The sequence below is a fragment of the Salipiger sp. PrR007 genome (genome assembly GCF_010499845.1).
Taxonomy (GTDB): Bacteria; Pseudomonadota; Alphaproteobacteria; order Rhodobacterales; family Rhodobacteraceae; genus Salipiger; species Salipiger pacificus_A.
The window spans coordinates 1-15408 of the sequence record NZ_JAAGOZ010000026.1; the positions used below are offsets into that span (position 1 = coordinate 1).

14 protein-coding genes and 2 pseudogenes are annotated in these 15408 nt (G+C 64.0%); 5 read left to right on the forward strand and 11 right to left on the reverse strand.

Going from position 1 to position 15408, the window contains the following annotated elements:
• Positions 1–213, forward strand: a pseudogene (locus tag G0Q01_RS12170) (HlyD family type I secretion periplasmic adaptor subunit); the annotation flags it as partial.
• A 574-nt stretch (positions 214–787) separates the two neighbouring features.
• Here G0Q01_RS12170 and G0Q01_RS12175 read toward each other — a convergent pair.
• Positions 788–1483, reverse strand: coding sequence for a Crp/Fnr family transcriptional regulator (locus G0Q01_RS12175; RefSeq protein WP_164213406.1), 696 nt, complete (start codon positions 1481–1483; stop codon positions 788–790).
• Positions 1484–1695: 212 nt separating this feature from the next.
• On the opposite strand from G0Q01_RS12175, the gene G0Q01_RS12180 reads away from it, so the two are divergent.
• Positions 1696–1899, forward strand: a complete 204-nt coding sequence (locus G0Q01_RS12180; protein WP_164213407.1) for a hypothetical protein — start codon at positions 1696–1698, stop codon at positions 1897–1899.
• A 112-nt stretch (positions 1900–2011) separates the two neighbouring features.
• Here the strand turns inward: G0Q01_RS12180 and G0Q01_RS12185 are convergent, their stop codons facing one another.
• Positions 2012–3919 (reverse strand): relaxase/mobilization nuclease domain-containing protein, encoded by a 1908-nt coding sequence (locus G0Q01_RS12185; protein ID WP_164213408.1) that lies wholly within the window; start codon positions 3917–3919, stop codon positions 2012–2014.
• Between the two features lie 686 nt (positions 3920–4605).
• On the opposite strand from G0Q01_RS12185, the gene G0Q01_RS12190 reads away from it, so the two are divergent.
• The 3 genes and pseudogenes from G0Q01_RS12190 (at position 4606) to G0Q01_RS12200 (ending at position 5775) form a co-directional block, all read left to right on the forward strand.
• The gene (locus G0Q01_RS12190; protein ID WP_235940098.1) at positions 4606–4794 is read left to right on the forward strand and encodes an AAA family ATPase; all 189 of its coding nucleotides are present in this window, start codon (positions 4606–4608) and stop codon (positions 4792–4794) included.
• Positions 4795–5086: 292 nt separating this feature from the next.
• A pseudogene (locus G0Q01_RS12195) lies at positions 5087–5296 on the forward strand (NIPSNAP family protein); the annotation flags it as partial.
• A gap of 131 nt (positions 5297–5427) precedes the next feature.
• Positions 5428–5775, forward strand: coding sequence for a PRC-barrel domain-containing protein (locus G0Q01_RS12200; protein WP_235940099.1), 348 nt, complete (start codon positions 5428–5430; stop codon positions 5773–5775).
• 132 nt (positions 5776–5907) lie between these two features.
• On the opposite strand, the gene G0Q01_RS12205 is transcribed toward G0Q01_RS12200, so the two are convergent.
• The 9 genes from G0Q01_RS12205 to G0Q01_RS12245 all read right to left on the reverse strand — a co-directional run bounded on the left by G0Q01_RS12205 (position 5908) and on the right by G0Q01_RS12245 (position 15280).
• Positions 5908–7164: a sodium:proton antiporter gene (locus G0Q01_RS12205; RefSeq protein WP_164213410.1), complete on the reverse strand. Its 1257-nt coding sequence runs from the start codon at positions 7162–7164 to the stop codon at positions 5908–5910.
• A gap of 136 nt (positions 7165–7300) precedes the next feature.
• On the reverse strand, positions 7301–8194 hold the full coding sequence (locus G0Q01_RS12210) for a LysR substrate-binding domain-containing protein (protein WP_164213411.1): 894 nt from the start codon (positions 8192–8194) through the stop codon (positions 7301–7303).
• Positions 8195–8236: 42 nt separating this feature from the next.
• The gene (locus tag G0Q01_RS12215; protein ID WP_164213412.1) at positions 8237–9076 is read right to left on the reverse strand and encodes an alpha/beta fold hydrolase; all 840 of its coding nucleotides are present in this window, start codon (positions 9074–9076) and stop codon (positions 8237–8239) included.
• Positions 9073–9459, reverse strand: a complete 387-nt coding sequence (locus G0Q01_RS12220) for a hypothetical protein (protein ID WP_235940100.1) — start codon at positions 9457–9459, stop codon at positions 9073–9075. The genes G0Q01_RS12215 and G0Q01_RS12220 overlap by 4 nt, the downstream gene beginning before the upstream one ends.
• A gap of 4 nt (positions 9460–9463) precedes the next feature.
• Positions 9464–10639 (reverse strand): muconate/chloromuconate family cycloisomerase, encoded by a 1176-nt coding sequence (locus tag G0Q01_RS12225; RefSeq protein WP_164213413.1) that lies wholly within the window; start codon positions 10637–10639, stop codon positions 9464–9466.
• Between the two features lie 123 nt (positions 10640–10762).
• Positions 10763–12277: a DASS family sodium-coupled anion symporter gene (locus G0Q01_RS12230; protein ID WP_203595004.1), complete on the reverse strand. Its 1515-nt coding sequence runs from the start codon at positions 12275–12277 to the stop codon at positions 10763–10765.
• A gap of 1223 nt (positions 12278–13500) precedes the next feature.
• Positions 13501–14258, reverse strand: a protein-coding gene (locus tag G0Q01_RS12235) for an IS5 family transposase (protein WP_164213414.1) whose coding sequence is annotated in 2 segments (ribosomal slippage) — positions 13501–13934 and positions 13934–14258 — 759 coding nt in all. Because the reading frame shifts where the segments join, the coding sequence is not laid out codon by codon here.
• Between the two features lie 300 nt (positions 14259–14558).
• Positions 14559–14759 carry a hypothetical protein gene (locus tag G0Q01_RS12240; RefSeq protein WP_164213415.1) on the reverse strand — a complete coding sequence of 67 codons (201 nt, stop codon included), beginning with the start codon at positions 14757–14759 and terminating at the stop codon, positions 14559–14561.
• 20 nt (positions 14760–14779) lie between these two features.
• On the reverse strand, positions 14780–15280 hold the full coding sequence (locus G0Q01_RS12245; RefSeq protein WP_164213416.1) for a hypothetical protein: 501 nt from the start codon (positions 15278–15280) through the stop codon (positions 14780–14782).
• Positions 15281–15408 lie beyond the last annotated feature (128 nt).

The following is a 15408-nucleotide window of genomic DNA, read 5'->3' on the forward strand; positions in this document are numbered from 1 at the left end:
GCGGATGCCTTCACCGACCAGAACACCTCGTCCAGCTTCTACCGCGCCGAGATCATGCTCGACGAGGGCCAGATCGAGAGGCTGCCCGAGGGCTCGACCCTGGTCCCCGGCATGCCGGTCGAGGCCTTCCTGCGCACCGCGGACCGCACGCCGCTCGCCTACCTGGTGAAACCCTTCACCGACTACTTCTCGAAGGCGTTCCGCGAGGGATGAAAATCGCTGCCAAGTTGATCGGGACCAAGCAAGCCTCGGCGCCGAGATCGCACCTGGCGAATGGCCTTATCCCCGAACTAACACCCGCAGGAATTTATGGTGTCAGGCCATATCGGAAACTATGCCGGCTTGACGGAGGTGACCGGATCCTGTCGCAATGACTCTCGAGCTCGCGCTATTCAGAGCGTCTCCAGAGCAGATAGAGCGCTAGGATCATCGCTCCAGGCACGCTAAAATAAACTAAAAAAACTAAAAGCAATGGTGCACCCGCCGACCACAGGATAGTACCAGCGACCACGCCTACGAGCCCGATCAGGGACGCTATCGAGAATCCCCGACCTGAAGAAAACGCTCTGGAATCTCTATCGTATTTTGTCATGATGGTTCACCTTTCTTAGGCGTTCTTACTACTGTATTGCGCTGACGTGCTGGACGAAACTCATTTCGTTTGTCACGCCTTGGCTCGGGTATAGTCCTTCAGCAGGGGCAGAGCACATGAACGCAGTCCATAGCCCTGTCCTCACTGGGACCGACAGGCTCCGCCTTTGAGCTCGGAGCTCGGCCTTTTGGATCCTCATGCGTATGCGCATCGGCGCAACTCATCAGGCCTCATCAAGGTGATGCTGCCATAGCTAACCTCGATCCAGCCTTTCAGCTCGAAAGATTTCAGAACCGTATTCGCTGTGTGCCTTGAGGTGTTCGTCATTTCGCTTAGCTCGGCCTGAGTAAGACGACATGTATCTCCTGCCCTGAGGCCGCTGGGCATGATCTCGAAAAGCCTCAAGAGGACTGCTGCGATCCGGCAGTCTGTTTTTCTGATCAGCAAGTCCGAGACGACCCGGGTCATGATCAACTGGTTGTACTCAGAAAGGGACATCAACTCCCGCTCGGCACCAGGAAAGCTATGAGCTATTTGGTTGAGAGCGGCGGGCGGCAGGTAGAGGATGACCGAAGCTTCCATCGCCTTGAAGCTGAGGTATCGTGGCTTTCCGGATGTTATGGGGCCTTGTCCGAACCACGCGCCCTTTCGGAAGATATGCCCCAGTACGATGCCTGCAGCCTCACTCGCCGCGTATGTGCCAAAGCTCCCTTCGATGACGCCGTAAATCCCACCGGCTTCGTCACCTACGTGGTGTGGATAGTCGCCGGACGAGTAGCGCCTTACGAGAACGTGGTTTCTGACCTCCTGCCTGAACTTCGAGCTTCGTTCTCCAAGCCATCCTAGGTTGGCCACCTCCCAATGCCGCTTGCTCATCGAGTGCTGACCCATCAAATCTCCAAACTTTTACGCAAGATTGTCGAAATTTGAACATTTTTGACCAAGGAAGACAATATGAGACGGGCCGGGAGGCGATCATTTGTCGCCAGTGTGAGTCGAGATTTTGTGTGCCCCAGAGGGGGCCAGGTTGGTAGCACGCCTGGTCCCATTTCGCTCACCCTCAGCACTTCCACGTCGACAGCGGCTGGAAGGATGATCGGCGGTTGGCCAAATGGGAGAAGTTAAAGACCATGCAGCGCGTGGAACTAATGGCAGCTCTACTCAACTTAGCAAACGCCGATGAGGGGTACACATTGCGTGCTGAAGATCAGGAAGTCCTCAGACTAAGTGCGATGGAGCTCGAAAACCTTGGCCATTCCATCGACTTCGCCCGCGCTGCAGCGAGAGCTATTCTGGGCGAGCACTGATAGGTTTCTGCAAGCTCTCCGCGATTTCTCATTAGGGAGGTGAGGGCGCAGGCGAGCGGGTAGCGCCACGCCGTATCTAGATTGTGGATCGTCGGAAGGACCCTCCCTGAGCTTAAAGTTCGTGCCCGTCCATGATGTCGGCACCCTGCTCGGCGGCATGCTCAGCCGCGAGCTCAGCCTGCCGCACCTGCGCCATGACCTGGTACGCCTCCACGGTCTCGCGCTCGCGGTCCCCCTGCCCCACCACGACATCGGCTTCGCTCTTCAGCTCGGCCGCGACAGCCGCCCGCACCGCGGGATCACGGATTTCGTCCTGCAGAGGGGTGCTGTCGCCCGCGAGCACCTTGGCCAGATCTTCATCGGAAAGCGTATCCGCCATCCTGTCGACAAGGTTCTCTATGGCAGGCACGTCGGCAAGCTGGTGGTGCTTGTCCACGGTCAGCAGCTGATCGAGCGCCAGCTGCTCGACAAGGTCCCGCGGCACCGCCACGCTGTCGATGATCCGATGTCCCTCTTCCAGCACTTTGGTCAGGCGCGCGGATTCACCTTCGTCCAGGCTTTCCGCCCTGCCCTGCCACAGTGCCGCCTGTGCCAGGGAGTGGTCTCCCTGCGCCGCGTATTCCGCCAACTCCTCGGGCGTCGTGCCAAGCTGCACCATAAGACCCGCATCCTGCGCAAAAGCGGCGACCAGCGCCTCGCGCATGTCGTCCAGCGTGCTGTCGATCTGCCCAACGCGTGGGTCCTCCGCCTCGAGCCCGTCCCGTACGTGCTGCAGCGACGCGGGGGTGAGATGCGCAAAGAAATCGTCGCGCGTCTCAGCCATCACCGCATGGTCCTGGAAGAAGGGATCGGTCTGGGTCGCCGCCATGAGCTCCGCGCTGGTGCGGGAGAACTCCGCCTCCATCCGCACCCGCTCTGGCCCGGCATCCATGGCCTGGATGCTCTCCCAGGTCTCCCGCGCCTCGGCCAGCAACTGCTCGCGTGCACGCGTCATGGCCGCGACAGGATCAAAGCTCCCGTCCTGCGTGGCAGCGTGGGTTTGCGGTGACATCAGGGTGTCTGCCTCGGGCATGAGAGAGCCTCCCTCTTCTAGGGTTTGCGCCGACGCGAAGAACGCCTGCGACAGCTTTTCCATGAACGCGTTGCCAGGACTGGAGAGCGAGGCGAGCAGACCAAGGCTGGAATACTGCCGCGCAAAGTCCTGCACCACCGCGCGCCGGTGCGCCCTCTCCGCGTCCGACATCGGCGGCGGTGGAACCAGGTCGCCCCGGCCCGTCTTGTCATGCGCCGCGCGATACTCGGTCTCGCGCGGCGGGTACTCGATGATCCCGCGCGACAGGCGGTTGGAGGCCACCATGTCGATGCCATGCGCTCGCGAGAGCTCGGCATGGCACTCGCGCATCACGTCGTAGTTCAGCTCCGACTTCATGCTGATCGACAGGAAGTTGCCCCAGTCGCAGCCGACCTTGTCGACGACAAAATGCGCATGGATGTGATCCGGGTCGCGGTGCACCGCGGCGACATAGCGCCACTGATCTCCATAGTCGCCGCTGGCAAAGATCGCCTGCCCCCACTCCCGGGCAACGGCCTCGGCCGCGTCGATGCCGGTCCCCTTGGGGAAGCTGAGAATGATGTGGTCGGTGTGCCCGCGGCGGGGCGCGCCGCGCCAGGACGAAGACCAGTCCTCGACAGCCCGAGACAACGTCGTCGGCCGCAGATCGCGGTCCACCCCGGCGAAGTTGGTCCAGGTGGCATGTGCCGCGTCTTCCCGGGTGATGTAATTCAGCTGACGGGTCAGCTCCTCCTTCGAGTGACACCCCCCGGCCCGGATCCGCTTCACCACAGACTGCGGCGATCGCTGCGCATTGCCGGCAAAGGCGCGGAAGGACCGGGCCTGGACGCTGCTTTGACCGGCACCCGGAATGCGCGTGCCGGTCCCGCCGCTCCGGCTGCGGCGCGCGAGATTCTCGAGCGGATAGCCGAGAACGGCCTCCTCAAGCGACAGCGTCCCTTCGCTCATTCAACCTCCGCCATGAGACGATGGGTCTGGGCGGTGTCCTTGTGGGTGAGACCGGGCCCGCGGGGCATATCGCAACCTCAAGCAGTAAACAAAATTCAAATACGCCCTATAGGCGTACAACATCATACCGTTCCAGCCAACCGACCATGAAGGCCGGTTTTCGCCCCTTCGGGGATTTCCGCTTGCGGAAACCGGACAGCCTTTATGGTCTCCGTATCGCGTCCGGTGACCCCTCGGGGTCACTCAAGCAGGGCGCGGTGATCCGCAGGTCAGGAGGGGGCAATCTCGCCCCTGCGAGAGCTGCCGCCGGGGCCGTCCGCGGATCACACCCGTCCCGATGTGTCTGGCGTGGGGCGCCTGCGCCCCACGCCAGGTGGAGAGGGCCAATGTGCATTTCTTGGCCCCAGTCCCATGTGCGCTCCGCGCGCAATCTCCGGGCCAAGAAATCTCTGCAGGTGCTGGGTCGCTGGAATGCATGAGAGCAGGAGAGCAGGAATGAATGACTGCACGATTACTGGACTGCTGGATCGGCGGAATGCTGCAGATATTGAAATATTGAGTTTTTAACTCATTGAGATGATGAAAGCTTGATGGCCGGAGCCGTGGTGATGTTGATAGCTGGAGGCTTGGGGTGCCGGAGGTCTGGCGTCCCGGATATGTGGACCGCAGGACTAGGAGGACCGGGCTTGAAGACCATCTCGACCATGATGATGAAGGGCGGCAGCGGGAAGACGACGCTGACCCGCATCCTCGCTTTGGCCGCCCTCGCCCGCGGCAAGAAGGTCCACATCTTCGACGTCGATACCGACCCCCAGGCGCTTGGCTGGGAGGCCAGCTTCAGTGGAGCTTTATGGGGAAGTGGTCTGGCGGCATGACCGGCGGACCCGGTGCAACGAGATTTGCAGTGATAGGTTGAGATGTCGAACCTCAGCGCCTGGCAAGACCGGTAGCCAGGGATCGATCTTCACACGCACGTCGCCCCCTAGCCCGGGTCGAGCACCGCTTGTTTGCCGGTATTTGCCACGACCACGATCCGCGCGGACGCACATTCCTAGGGCAAAGTGACCACGAACAAACCATTGTGCCGCGAGCCGCTAGGTTCCAGACTCGTTCTCTCTCTCAAAGCCAGAACAATACGGTTGCGGCGAGCATGATCGCAGAGAAGAGCCGGCGCTCTACATGCGCACGGAAAGCGGCGACGTGAACAGCTACGTGCACATTTGGGTCTACGAGAACGCGGATGACCGGGCGCAGAAGCGCGCGGCGCTGGCCGCGGATCCCGACTGGCAGGACTACCTGAAGAAGAGCGCCGAGGCCGGTTACCTTGTCTCGCAGGTCAACAGCCTGAAGACGGGCGTGCCCTTCTTCCGGCCCTGACAATCTGACCGCACCGCCGTGGCGCGCGGCCTCGGCGGAAAGGCGCTCTTTCCCGCCGTCCGCCCCGGGGGGCGCCGGAACATTGCCCCCTGCCTGCCCGTTTTACTGTCACATCAGGAGGAGATGTCACGATGCATGAGAGCTCGACAATGATTTCGTCCGACAAGGTCAACGGCACCGCGGTCTATTCCCGCACCGGCGAGCACATCGGCACGATCGACCACCTCACCATCGACAAGGCGACCGGCAAGGTGGCCTATGCGGTGATGGGCTTCGGCGGCTTTCTGGGGATGGGGGAAGACCACCACCCGATCCCCTGGGCCAAGCTGAGCTACGACACCAGCCGTGGCGGCTACGTGACCGACATCACGTCCGAGCAGCTGGAGGGCGCGCCGGAGCGCGGGGACGACTGGCACCGCGACCGCGACTGGGAGGCCCGCACGCACGACTATTACGGCGTGCCCAACTACTGGGTCTGATACCGGGTCCGAACGGGCCCACTCCCGCAAGCAGAACCTGCAGGGCCCGGCCGGAAGGCCGGGCCCTTGCGTTCGGGAAGCTGCCCGCCTGGGGAACGGTCTTCCCCCCGAGAGGCCCCGACGGGCAAGGCGTCAGCCCTTGCCCTCGCCCTCGTCGAGCCGGTCCACCGCCCAGCCCACGCTGAAGCCGTGCAGCACCGTCGACAGGACGATCACCAGCGCCACCAGCGACCAGATCTCGGCCTCGTCGGCGAACTCCACATGGCTCGCCGCGTAGGCGAGGTAATAGATCGAGCCGATCCCGCGCACGCCGTAGACCGCCATCACCGCCCGGTCGCGCCGGCCAAGGTCGGTGCCCAGCAGCGCCAGCCAGCCCGCCAGAGGTCGGATGATCAGCAGCAGCAGCAGTGCCACGACGAGATGCGTCCAGGTCAGGTCCACAAAGAGCCGCGGCAGGGCGCTGCCCAGGGCCACCAGCAGCAAGGCGGTCAGCGCATGTTCGATGCTCTCGGAAAAATCGTGCAGCCGGCGGTGGAAGGCATGGTCCTTCTCCACCCGGCGCAGCGTCAGCCCCATGACCGCGACCGCGATGAAGCCGTAGCCCTCGACGAGTTCGGTCGAGCCGTAGCAGAGCACGATGCCCGCCAGCGCCAGCACGCCGGCGGCGGTGTCGGCCAGCACCGCGCCGCGCGGCACGCTGAAGAGGATGACCCCCAAGAGCCGCGCGCCGAGCCAGCCGGACACGGCCCCCACCACGGTTCGGTAGAGCACGTCCTGCAGCAGCCACTCCGCCCCCCATGTCGCCGGCGACAGCCCCTCGGCCGCGATGAGCAGGCCAAGATAGACGAAGGGAAAGGCCAGCCCGTCGTTCAGCCCGGCCTCGGTGGTCAGGGCAAAGCGCACGGGATGCTCGCGGCCCTGATGCGGCGGGCCGACCTGCACGTCCGAGGCCAGCACCGGGTCGGTCGGCGCCAGCACCGCGCCCAGCAGGATCGCCCCCGCAAGCGTCAGCCCGACCAGCCCGGTGCCGAGCCAGGCCACCGCGATGATGGTCAGCGGCATCGCGATCCCCAGCAGCCGCCAGGTCGGGCGCCAGCGCCGCAAGGGTCCGAGCTCGTCGATGCGCATGCCCGCGCCGAAGAGCGCGACGATCACCGCCATCTCGCTCATCAACTCCCAGGGCAGCGGGGTCTGCCGCGGATCGGGCATCGGCGCCGCGCCGGGAAACAGCAGCGCGGCCCCGGCCCCGAACAGGATCATCAGCGCCGCCGCCGCGGGCTCGCGCCGCGAGACGAGGCGGGGCAGCCATTGCGCGAGGATGACGACAAGGCCGCCGATGGCCAGGGTGAGGTGGTAGGGGGCAAGCTCGAAAAAGGGCTCGGAAGGCATCAAGGAAGTCCTGAGTGGGGGCAGTGCAGTACCCCCAACGTCTCAAGAGCCCATTCGTGTCCCGCCAGGCTCTCGTCTTCGCGGCCAACCGCCGCGCCGGCGGTCCGGCGCGCCCTGCCCGGCCCTGTCCCGCAGCTCAACCGCCCTGCCGGAGCAGCCTTTGCGTGATGGTGAAGAAATTGGTCACATGCGCCAGCCGGTTGTCCCGCCGCGCGCAGATCGTCAGCCGGGTGCCGGGGTTGTGCCCGTCGAAGCGGCGGAAGACGACGCCGGGGCGGCTGACGCGGCTGACGCTCTCGGGCACCATGCACAGGCCGACCCCAACCGAGACCAGCGAGATGGCGGTCTGGTAGTCCTGCGCGAAGACCTGGTCGCGGGGGATGAAGCCGTTCATCTCGCAGCAGCGCAGCACGTCATCGGCAAAGCTCGGCCGCGGCCGGTGCGGGTAGAGCACGAAGGTCTCGGCCTCGACCTCGGGCAGCGGGATCGCCGCGCCGCGCGTGGCCAGCGGCGCGCTTTCCGGCACCGCCAGGACCAGCGCCTCCTCGACCAGACGGAGCGTGCGCAGCTCCTCGCCCTTCAGCGCCGGGCGCGCCACGGCGATATCGAGATCCTGCTGGGCCAGCGCGCGCTCGAGCTCGGCGTTGTTCATCGCCGAGAGCATCAGGTCGACCCCGGGATATTGCGCGCGGTACGTCTTGATCACCTCGGGCAGCGGCCCGTGGGTGGCCGAGCCGACAAACCCCACCCGCAGCCGCCCCGCGCCGCCCTCGCCGATGAGCCGGGTCTCGCGAAAGGCGCTGTCGAGCCGCTCGACCAGGTCGCGCGCCCGCTCGAGAAACAGCTCGCCCGCCGGGGTGAGGCGGATCTGGCTGCGCGAGCGGTCAAAGAGCTTGGCGCCCAGCTCGGCCTCGAGCGCGGCGATCTGGCGGCTGAGCGGCGGCTGCGCCATGTCGAGCCGGGCGGCGGCGCGGCCGAAGTGCAATTCCTCGGCCACCGCGAGGAAATATCTCAGCCGTTTCAGCTCCATCGCCTCTCCTGCCGCGCCCTGCCCGCGCTCGCCCTGCCCCCGCTAGCCCATGCGCGCCAGCGCCGCGATGAAATGCGGCCGGAACGCCGCGGGGTTCTCGCTCATCGGAAAATGGCCGATGCCGGGCATGAGGGCAAGCGTGGCCCCGGGGATGGCCCGGGCGGTGCGCTCGGCATCCTCGGGGGTGCAGGTCATGTCGTACTCACCGACCATGATGTGCAGCGGCCGTGCCGAGGTGTCGATCTCGCCGAGCCGTCCGACAAGGCTGTCGTCGCGGGTGTAGAAGCTCAGATCGCCGCGGAACACGCCGGGGCCCGATTGCATGAACATCCACTGGGTGTTCCAGCGCTCGGCCTCCGGGCCCTGCGGCGCGATATTGGCCGAGACCAGCGCCGCGCCCATTTCGCCGCCATGGGCGTCGGGGCGGTGGAACCAGTCGATGTCGTACCAGGCGGGCTGGAAATCCGAGGCCTCGATGGCGATGAAGCCGCGGAACGGCTCGGGATGGCGCAGCGCCAGCTGCAGCGCGATGCGCCCGCCCATGGAGCAGCCGGCATAGACCGGGCTTTCCAGCTCGAGCGCGGCGACCATGGCCAGCACCACCTCGATGTAGGCTTCGGTGGTCAGCAGGTATTCCTCGGTCTGCCAGCCCTCGGGCGGCAACGACTTGCCGTGCCATGGCATGTCGACGGCGATGACCCGGTGCTGCGCCGTGATCTCGGCATCGTTCAGGATGTGCCGCCACTGCCGCGTGTCGGCGCCGGCGGTGTGGAAGCAGATCACCGGGCGGCCCTGCCCGGCTTCCTCGAAATAGACCCGGTGGGGGCGCCCCCCGACGTGAATCGTCACATAGCGTCCGATGATGGACTCGATGCGGCTCATGCGCAGACCTCCCGGCCGAGGGCCATGAATTCCTTGAAGAAGCGCAGGTTCTTGACCAGCGCGAGGATATCGCCCTCGATGCTGCCACGGCCGGTCTTCACGAAGCCGAAGATGTCGTGAAGGCCCGCCTCGGGCACCGGCTCCCAGAATTTCAGCAGCGCCTCGCGGTCGACGCGCAGGGCAAAGCGCCAGGGGATCTTGCGCGAGGGGCCGGGGCGGATCTCCTCGATCCGGCCGCGGTGGAACATCAGGTAGTATTCCGCGCCGTCCACCTCGAGCAGCACGGTCTCCGAGAACAGCGCCCCGAGGCGCTGCAGATGCGCCCGCCCGGCAAGCGCCTCGGCCATGGCGGCCAGGCGGGGATGAAGATCGGTCTCACCCATCGGCTCACTCCTTCCTTGCGTATTTGTCGATGACGTCGGGGTTCGGCGTGACGCCAAGCCCCGGCCCCTGCGGCAGATGCACCTGGAAATCCGCGTAGCGCAGCCCCTCGGTCACCAGGTCCTCGACCAGGATCTTCGGGCCGAACTGCTCGGTGCCCCAGTCCAGGCGTGGCAGGGTGGCAAAGGCCTGCAGGTGCCCGGCGGCGCCGATCGAGCTTTCCAGCAGGCAGCCGCCGTAGAGCTGCACGCCGTGCGCGGCGGCGATGCCCGCCACCCGCTTGAGGTTGTGCGCGCTGCCGTGCTTGCAGAGCTTGAGCGAGAGCACCGAGCCGGTCGCCGCGGCGCTCTCGCGCGCCGCTTCGGCCAGGGTCGAGACGCTCTCGTCCATCATCACCGGCACCTCGGAACGGGCGGCGATGCGCGCCGAGGCGGCGGTCTGCCCGGCGGCGATCGGCTGCTCGATCAGGCTGACCCCGAGATCGCGCAGCGCCGGGAGGTGGCGGATGCACTCGGCCTCGCTCCAGGCCTGGTTGACGTCGGCGACCAGCGGCGTGCCCGCGGGCAGGGCTTTGTGCAGCGCGGCAAGGCGGGCCAGGTCGGTGGCCGGATCGGCAAAGCCGAGCTTGATCTTGAAGCGCCGGAACCAGCCGCGCCGGATCATCTCCAGCGCCTCCTCGACCTCCTGCGCCGCATCGCCGGAGGCCAGCGCCCAGATCGCCTCGAAGGAGGTGCGCACCGCGCCGCCGAGCAGCACATGCGCCGGCACGTCCAGAGTCTTGCCCAAAGCGTCGAGCAGCGCCATGTCGATGGCCGATTTCGCGGTGTAGTTGCGCTTGGCGGCAAGCTCCATCCGCAGGCTCGCCGCCTCGGCAAGGCAGGCGGGCTGGCCGATCAGCGCGGGGGCGAGATAGGCGTCGATATTGGCCTTCATCGCCTCGACGCTCTCCTCGGCCCACCGCGGCCCGCCGAGGGTCGAGCCCTCGCCGAAGCCGGTGACGCCGTTGTCCAGCTCGACCGAGACGAAGATGTAGCCCTGGTGGCGCACCGAGGTGTTGGAGAGCTTGTGCTGCCGGGTGGTCGGCGCCTCGATGATGCGGGCGGTGATCCGCCGGATCGCCGTGGCCCGGCAGAGATCGCGGCCTGCCGCGGTCTGCTGGGGCGAAGCGGACGAGTCTGTCATGGGAACCTCAGTGTTGGGAGCGTCTGCGGCCGCGGGCCGCTGGGAGGAGGGCGGAGAGGAAGGCCCTGGCCCCGCCCGTCGCAGCGGCGATGGGGCCAGGACCGGGGCCGGGACCGGGGCGGCTCAGCGGGCCAGCACGAGCGGCACGAGGGTTTCGATGACCCCGAAGATGACCAGCAGCGAGATCACGTTGAGCCAGACCCCGGCCCGCACCATCTGCTTGATCGAGACCTCGCCCGAGCCGAAGGCCACGGCGTTCGACGGTGTCGCGACCGGCAGCATGTAGGCCGAGCAGACCGCCAGCGTCATGACCGCGGTCATGATCAGCGGATCGATCCCGACGCCGGTCGCCACCGAGCCCATGATCGGGAAGAAGGCGGCCGCCGTCGCGGTGTTGCTGGTCAGCTCGGTCAGGCCGAGCCCGACCACGGCGGCCACCATCAGCACCACCAGCGGCGGCATGTCCCCGAAGGCGGCGACCTGGTTGCCGACCCAGACCGACAGGCCCGTGGCGGTGAAGGCCGCCGAGAGGCTCAGCCCGCCGCCGAAGAGCAGCAGCAACCCCCAGGGAATGTCGCGCGAGGCGTCCCAGGTCAGCAGCGCGACGGGCCGGCCCGAGGCCTCGCGCTCGCCCGAGGAGACGAGGAAGCAGGCCAGCGCCGCCGCGATCGCCACCTGGCTCGAGGAGATCCCCGACAGGAAGGGCAGCGCGGCATCGACGGCGGCGATCTTGGTCAGCAGCGGCACCGCGACCCAGAAGAAGATGGCCCCGAGGAAGATCAGCGCGACGCGCGATTCCGCCTTGCTCATCGGGCCGAGCGCCTCGACCTCGCTGCGGATCAGCGCCGCCCCGCCGGGCAGCTCGCGCAACTCCGAGCGGTAGATCACCTTGGTCAGCAGCACCCAGCCGATACCCAGCATGATCGCGGCGAAGGGCACGCCGATCAGCATCCATTGCGCGAAGCCCATGTCATAGCCCTGCTGCTCGAGCAGATAGGCCTTCATCAGCGCGGTCGGCGGCTGGCCGATCAGCGTGGCGATCGAGCCCATGGTGACGCCATAGGCGATGCCCAGCATCACCGCGGCCGAGAAATTCCTGTCGCGGGTCTCAAGCCCCTGCTCCTTGGCGAGATCGCGCACGAGATGCAGGATCGAGACCCCGATCGGCACCATGATCACCGCGGTCGCGGTGTTGGAAATCCACGCCGAGATGAAGGCCGAGGCGATCATCATGCCGAGCACGATCTGGTCGGGACGGGTGCCGACCGCCTGGATGGTGCGCAGGGCGATGCGGCGGTGCAGGTTGCTGCGCTCGGTCGCGAGCCCCAGCACCACGCCGCCGAGCACGAGGAAGACCACCGAGTTCGCATAGGGGGCGGCCATGGCCGCGAAGCTGCCGACGCCGAACAGCGGGAAGAGCACCAGCGGCAGCAGCGAGGTCACCGGGATCGGCACCGCCTCGGTCATCCACCAGATCGCCATCCACAGCGCCGAGCCCGCCGCCAGCCGTCCCGGCATCGACAGGCTCTCGGGCAGGACCAGCGCGAGCAGCAGCCCGGCGATCGGCCCGAGGGCCATCATCTTGAAGTTGATCGTCTCGCGCGCCCTGGCAGGTGCGTCGGTATTGGGTGCAGTCATGGGGCGTCCTTCCTCCCTGGTCGCGGCGTGGCAGGGGAAAGAACAGGATGCCCTGGCGCCGACGGTCCTCAGGGGGGCGTAGTCGCCCGAAGAGCCCCTCTGCTGCAATGCTCGGGGCGGTATCCGATGATACCTGAAATGGCATAGGGCGGATGGATTTGATACCTTTTATCTAGGAGTCGCGGCATCGCGGGCAGTGCGCGCTCAGGGATAGCGTTGGAACCGGTGCGGCCCGGCATCAGACCCCGCGACACGCAGCCCGCCCGGGCCGCCGATACGCGAAATGCGAAAATCCTTCCGCTACTTCTCAAAGGGGGATTTCACCATGGTGCATTCCAGGTAGGGCGAACGGCTGTCACGGGGCGTAACATGCCTCGAAATCCTTCCCCAAATGATCATCCAACACCCTAGCCGCTATACACCCGCACCCTGAGTTGCCGTTTCCATGCAAGCATCGACATCGACCATGCCTCCGCCGAATTCTGGGGTATGGAGACCCGCCGCAAGCGGTAACCATGTGCGGAAGAGGGCAACATGGCAGCGCGCCCAGGCCGCGATCAAGACCACACTCAGCCCTCAACGACATCTCTCCGATCTCGGCGGTGAACACCCAGGCGGCCACCGCGTAGGCGGCGCTCATCGGGCGCTTACTCGGCAGTTGCGAAAATGGCCACTTGGAGAGACTGTCAAGGCCATGTTAGTCAATGGGAGCGAAGTATGATCAGAACAGCCATTCTTGCAGTAATTTTTTTTACTAATTTTCCCGTATATTCATATGCGGGGGGGTCTTTATTTTTATCTAAGGCTTGCCTTCCTCCTATTCATGGTAGCAACGGAGGATCCGGATCTTGTAGTCCAGGCTTTTATTCTTCCGAGCCGCCATCTCAAAAAATAGAGACTGGGGAATGCACGTTTTTCTTTGATGAGCGAGCTGCGGTAGTGGATGATTTCTCGGTCATCGAATGCTTGATACACAATATCTCGAAACAACGAGTTTTATTCTTCAAGTATGGTATTCGATATATGGTAAAAGATAGTTCGGTTCCATTGGTCGAGGATGGATTTGAAGCTACTCATCGTTTCAACTCTGGTCATTTAGTTCCCGCCCTAGTTCCAGGAGAGACTAGACCTGTCAAACTCATCGCTCCTAGTTTTCCTGATAGCATGAAGCCCTCGGAGTTAAGAATCTCCATTGAGGTGATCGAAGTGAGTAGGGTCAGGATTCATAACCAGTAAATGACGAGAGCCGCGAGGGCGATGGCTGAGAGGAACGCCTTGGGGCATCGGTCATAGCGGGTCGCGACGCGCCTCCAGTCCTTGAGCCTGCCGAACATGATCTCGATGCGGTTGCGCTGCTTGTATCTCCGCTTGTCATATTTGTCCGGCGTCTTGCGTTTCTTCCGGCCTGGGATGCAGGCGCGTATCCCCTTGTCCTGCAACGCTTCTCTGAACCAGTCAGCGTCATAGCCACGATCCCCGAGTAGCCATTTGACGTTTGGTAGGCGACTGAGCAGCGCCCGTGCGCCGATATAATCGCTGACCCGTCCAGCGGTGACGAACAGGTCGATCGGTCCTCTCTGACTGTCGCAGATGGCGTGCAGCTTGGTGTTCATACCGCCTTTGGTTCGACCAATCAGGCGACCACGCCCCCCTTTTTGGCGGCCATGCTGGTCGCCGTTCGGTGGGCCTTGAGGTATGTCGCGTCGATCATCACGGTCGTCTTCTCACCGCGTTCCGCCGCCAGTCCGGCCATCATCCGCGCGAAGATGCCCTTTTCGCTCCACCGCTTCCAGCGGCTGTAAAGTGTTTTGTGAGTACCATATGCAGCAGGAGCGTCACGCCAACGCAAGCCATTGCGATTGATGAAGATAATCCCGCTCAGCACCCGCTTGTCATCAACCCGGGGCTTCCCGTGTGACTTGGGAAAGAAGGGAGCCAGACGTGCCATCTGCGCGTCGGTCAGCCAGAAGAGATCGCTCATGTAATCGCTCCGTTTTCGGAGGCGTGAATCACGCAGCGCAACTGAGATCAATGCATCCTGACCCTAGCGCCTTTGAGACTAAGCACGAGCCGAAATGCGCGACCGTCTACCCTTGCTCCGACGTGTTTCGCTGGGCGCACCCTTAAATTGGCCCTACCAAAGGTCCGGCTGTGGCTAATAATGACGTGCGTGGCGCGAGATCCTCTTCGCACGAAAAAGGCCAACCTTTTGAACGGGAAAGAACTCCACCACAAAGGACACCACAACGGTGCGGCAACGGTGCCCTAGGCGCGTCGCAAATCAATCGGCGCAGCGTCTTTGTTGCGACTTCCAGAACGAAGCTTCGGCAAGTTGCCCTTCCGGAGAAACTCCTGCGATCACGTTGAGGATGCAGGCTGCTTCCATCGCTGCCGCGTATTGGTTCCTGCTCCGAGACAGCGCAGCGGCATTCTCTTCCGCCGACGCCCAGGTATATCCCGCACGCACCTGTTTTGAATTCATTTCACTATCCGGAATAAGCACTACCAAGCCTTCTTCAAATCTTCAAAAATCTGGTCGGTCAGCTCATCAGCTCTATTTCCAACTAGAAGCTTAGAAGGGATATTTCTCAGAGATGGCGTGACCGTCACAGGTCGCTTGGATTCAGAAAGAAATTTGGCAATCAATTGAGCGTGCTCTGCATTTCTCGCAACAATCGTCTCGTTAAGAATTTTCCACTGCCAAAAGGCTTCTTCCGGCCAGGAAATTTCAGCTGGATATTTCTCGTCGCAGTCGCAGCACTCGATCATTCCGAACCGGTTGAACTCATAGCCGCGCAAGGGCCCTTGGTGAAATTTGCTCACCTTCTTCTGATCGAGCTGCGGCGGCTCCCACGGAAAGTGCTCTGGATAAAGCTCCTCCACCACGACCTTGCCCCAAAGATGGGCGCCCTGGGGAGAGCACTCGAACCTCCTGGCGTTTGAGAATTTGAATGGTTCGTGAAACAGCGCACGGCAACCACATTGCTGGCAGCGCACTTCCAAGGGACTCGTTCTCATAATCTTACCGTCACGATATCGCGCCCAACTTTCGGCCACTTGGGTGGGGAGGTCAGTTGTTCCCATTTTTATTAGGGCAGTAAAAGGTATCGGCAACCCAATGACTTACATCG

Coding starts and splice junctions, on each gene's coding strand:
- G0Q01_RS12210 (WP_164213411.1), bottom strand. CDS start 8,194: ATGGAGCTGAAACGGCTGAGATATTTCCTCGCGGTGGCCGAGGAATTG.
- G0Q01_RS12230 (WP_203595004.1), bottom strand. CDS start 12,277: ATGACTGCACCCAATACCGACGCACCTGCCAGGGCGCGCGAGACGATC.
- G0Q01_RS12220 (WP_235940100.1), bottom strand. CDS start 9,459: ATGGGTGAGACCGATCTTCATCCCCGCCTGGCCGCCATGGCCGAGGCG.
- G0Q01_RS12215 (WP_164213412.1), bottom strand. CDS start 9,076: ATGAGCCGCATCGAGTCCATCATCGGACGCTATGTGACGATTCACGTC.
- G0Q01_RS12205 (WP_164213410.1), bottom strand. CDS start 7,164: ATGCCTTCCGAGCCCTTTTTCGAGCTTGCCCCCTACCACCTCACCCTG.
- G0Q01_RS12175 (WP_164213406.1), bottom strand. CDS start 1,483: ATGGGTCAGCACTCGATGAGCAAGCGGCATTGGGAGGTGGCCAACCTA.
- G0Q01_RS12225 (WP_164213413.1), bottom strand. CDS start 10,639: ATGACAGACTCGTCCGCTTCGCCCCAGCAGACCGCGGCAGGCCGCGAT.
- G0Q01_RS12240 (WP_164213415.1), bottom strand. CDS start 14,759: ATGAATTCAAAACAGGTGCGTGCGGGATATACCTGGGCGTCGGCGGAA.
- G0Q01_RS12200 (WP_235940099.1), top strand. CDS start 5,428: ATGCATGAGAGCTCGACAATGATTTCGTCCGACAAGGTCAACGGCACC.
- G0Q01_RS12185 (WP_164213408.1), bottom strand. CDS start 3,919: ATGAGCGAAGGGACGCTGTCGCTTGAGGAGGCCGTTCTCGGCTATCCG.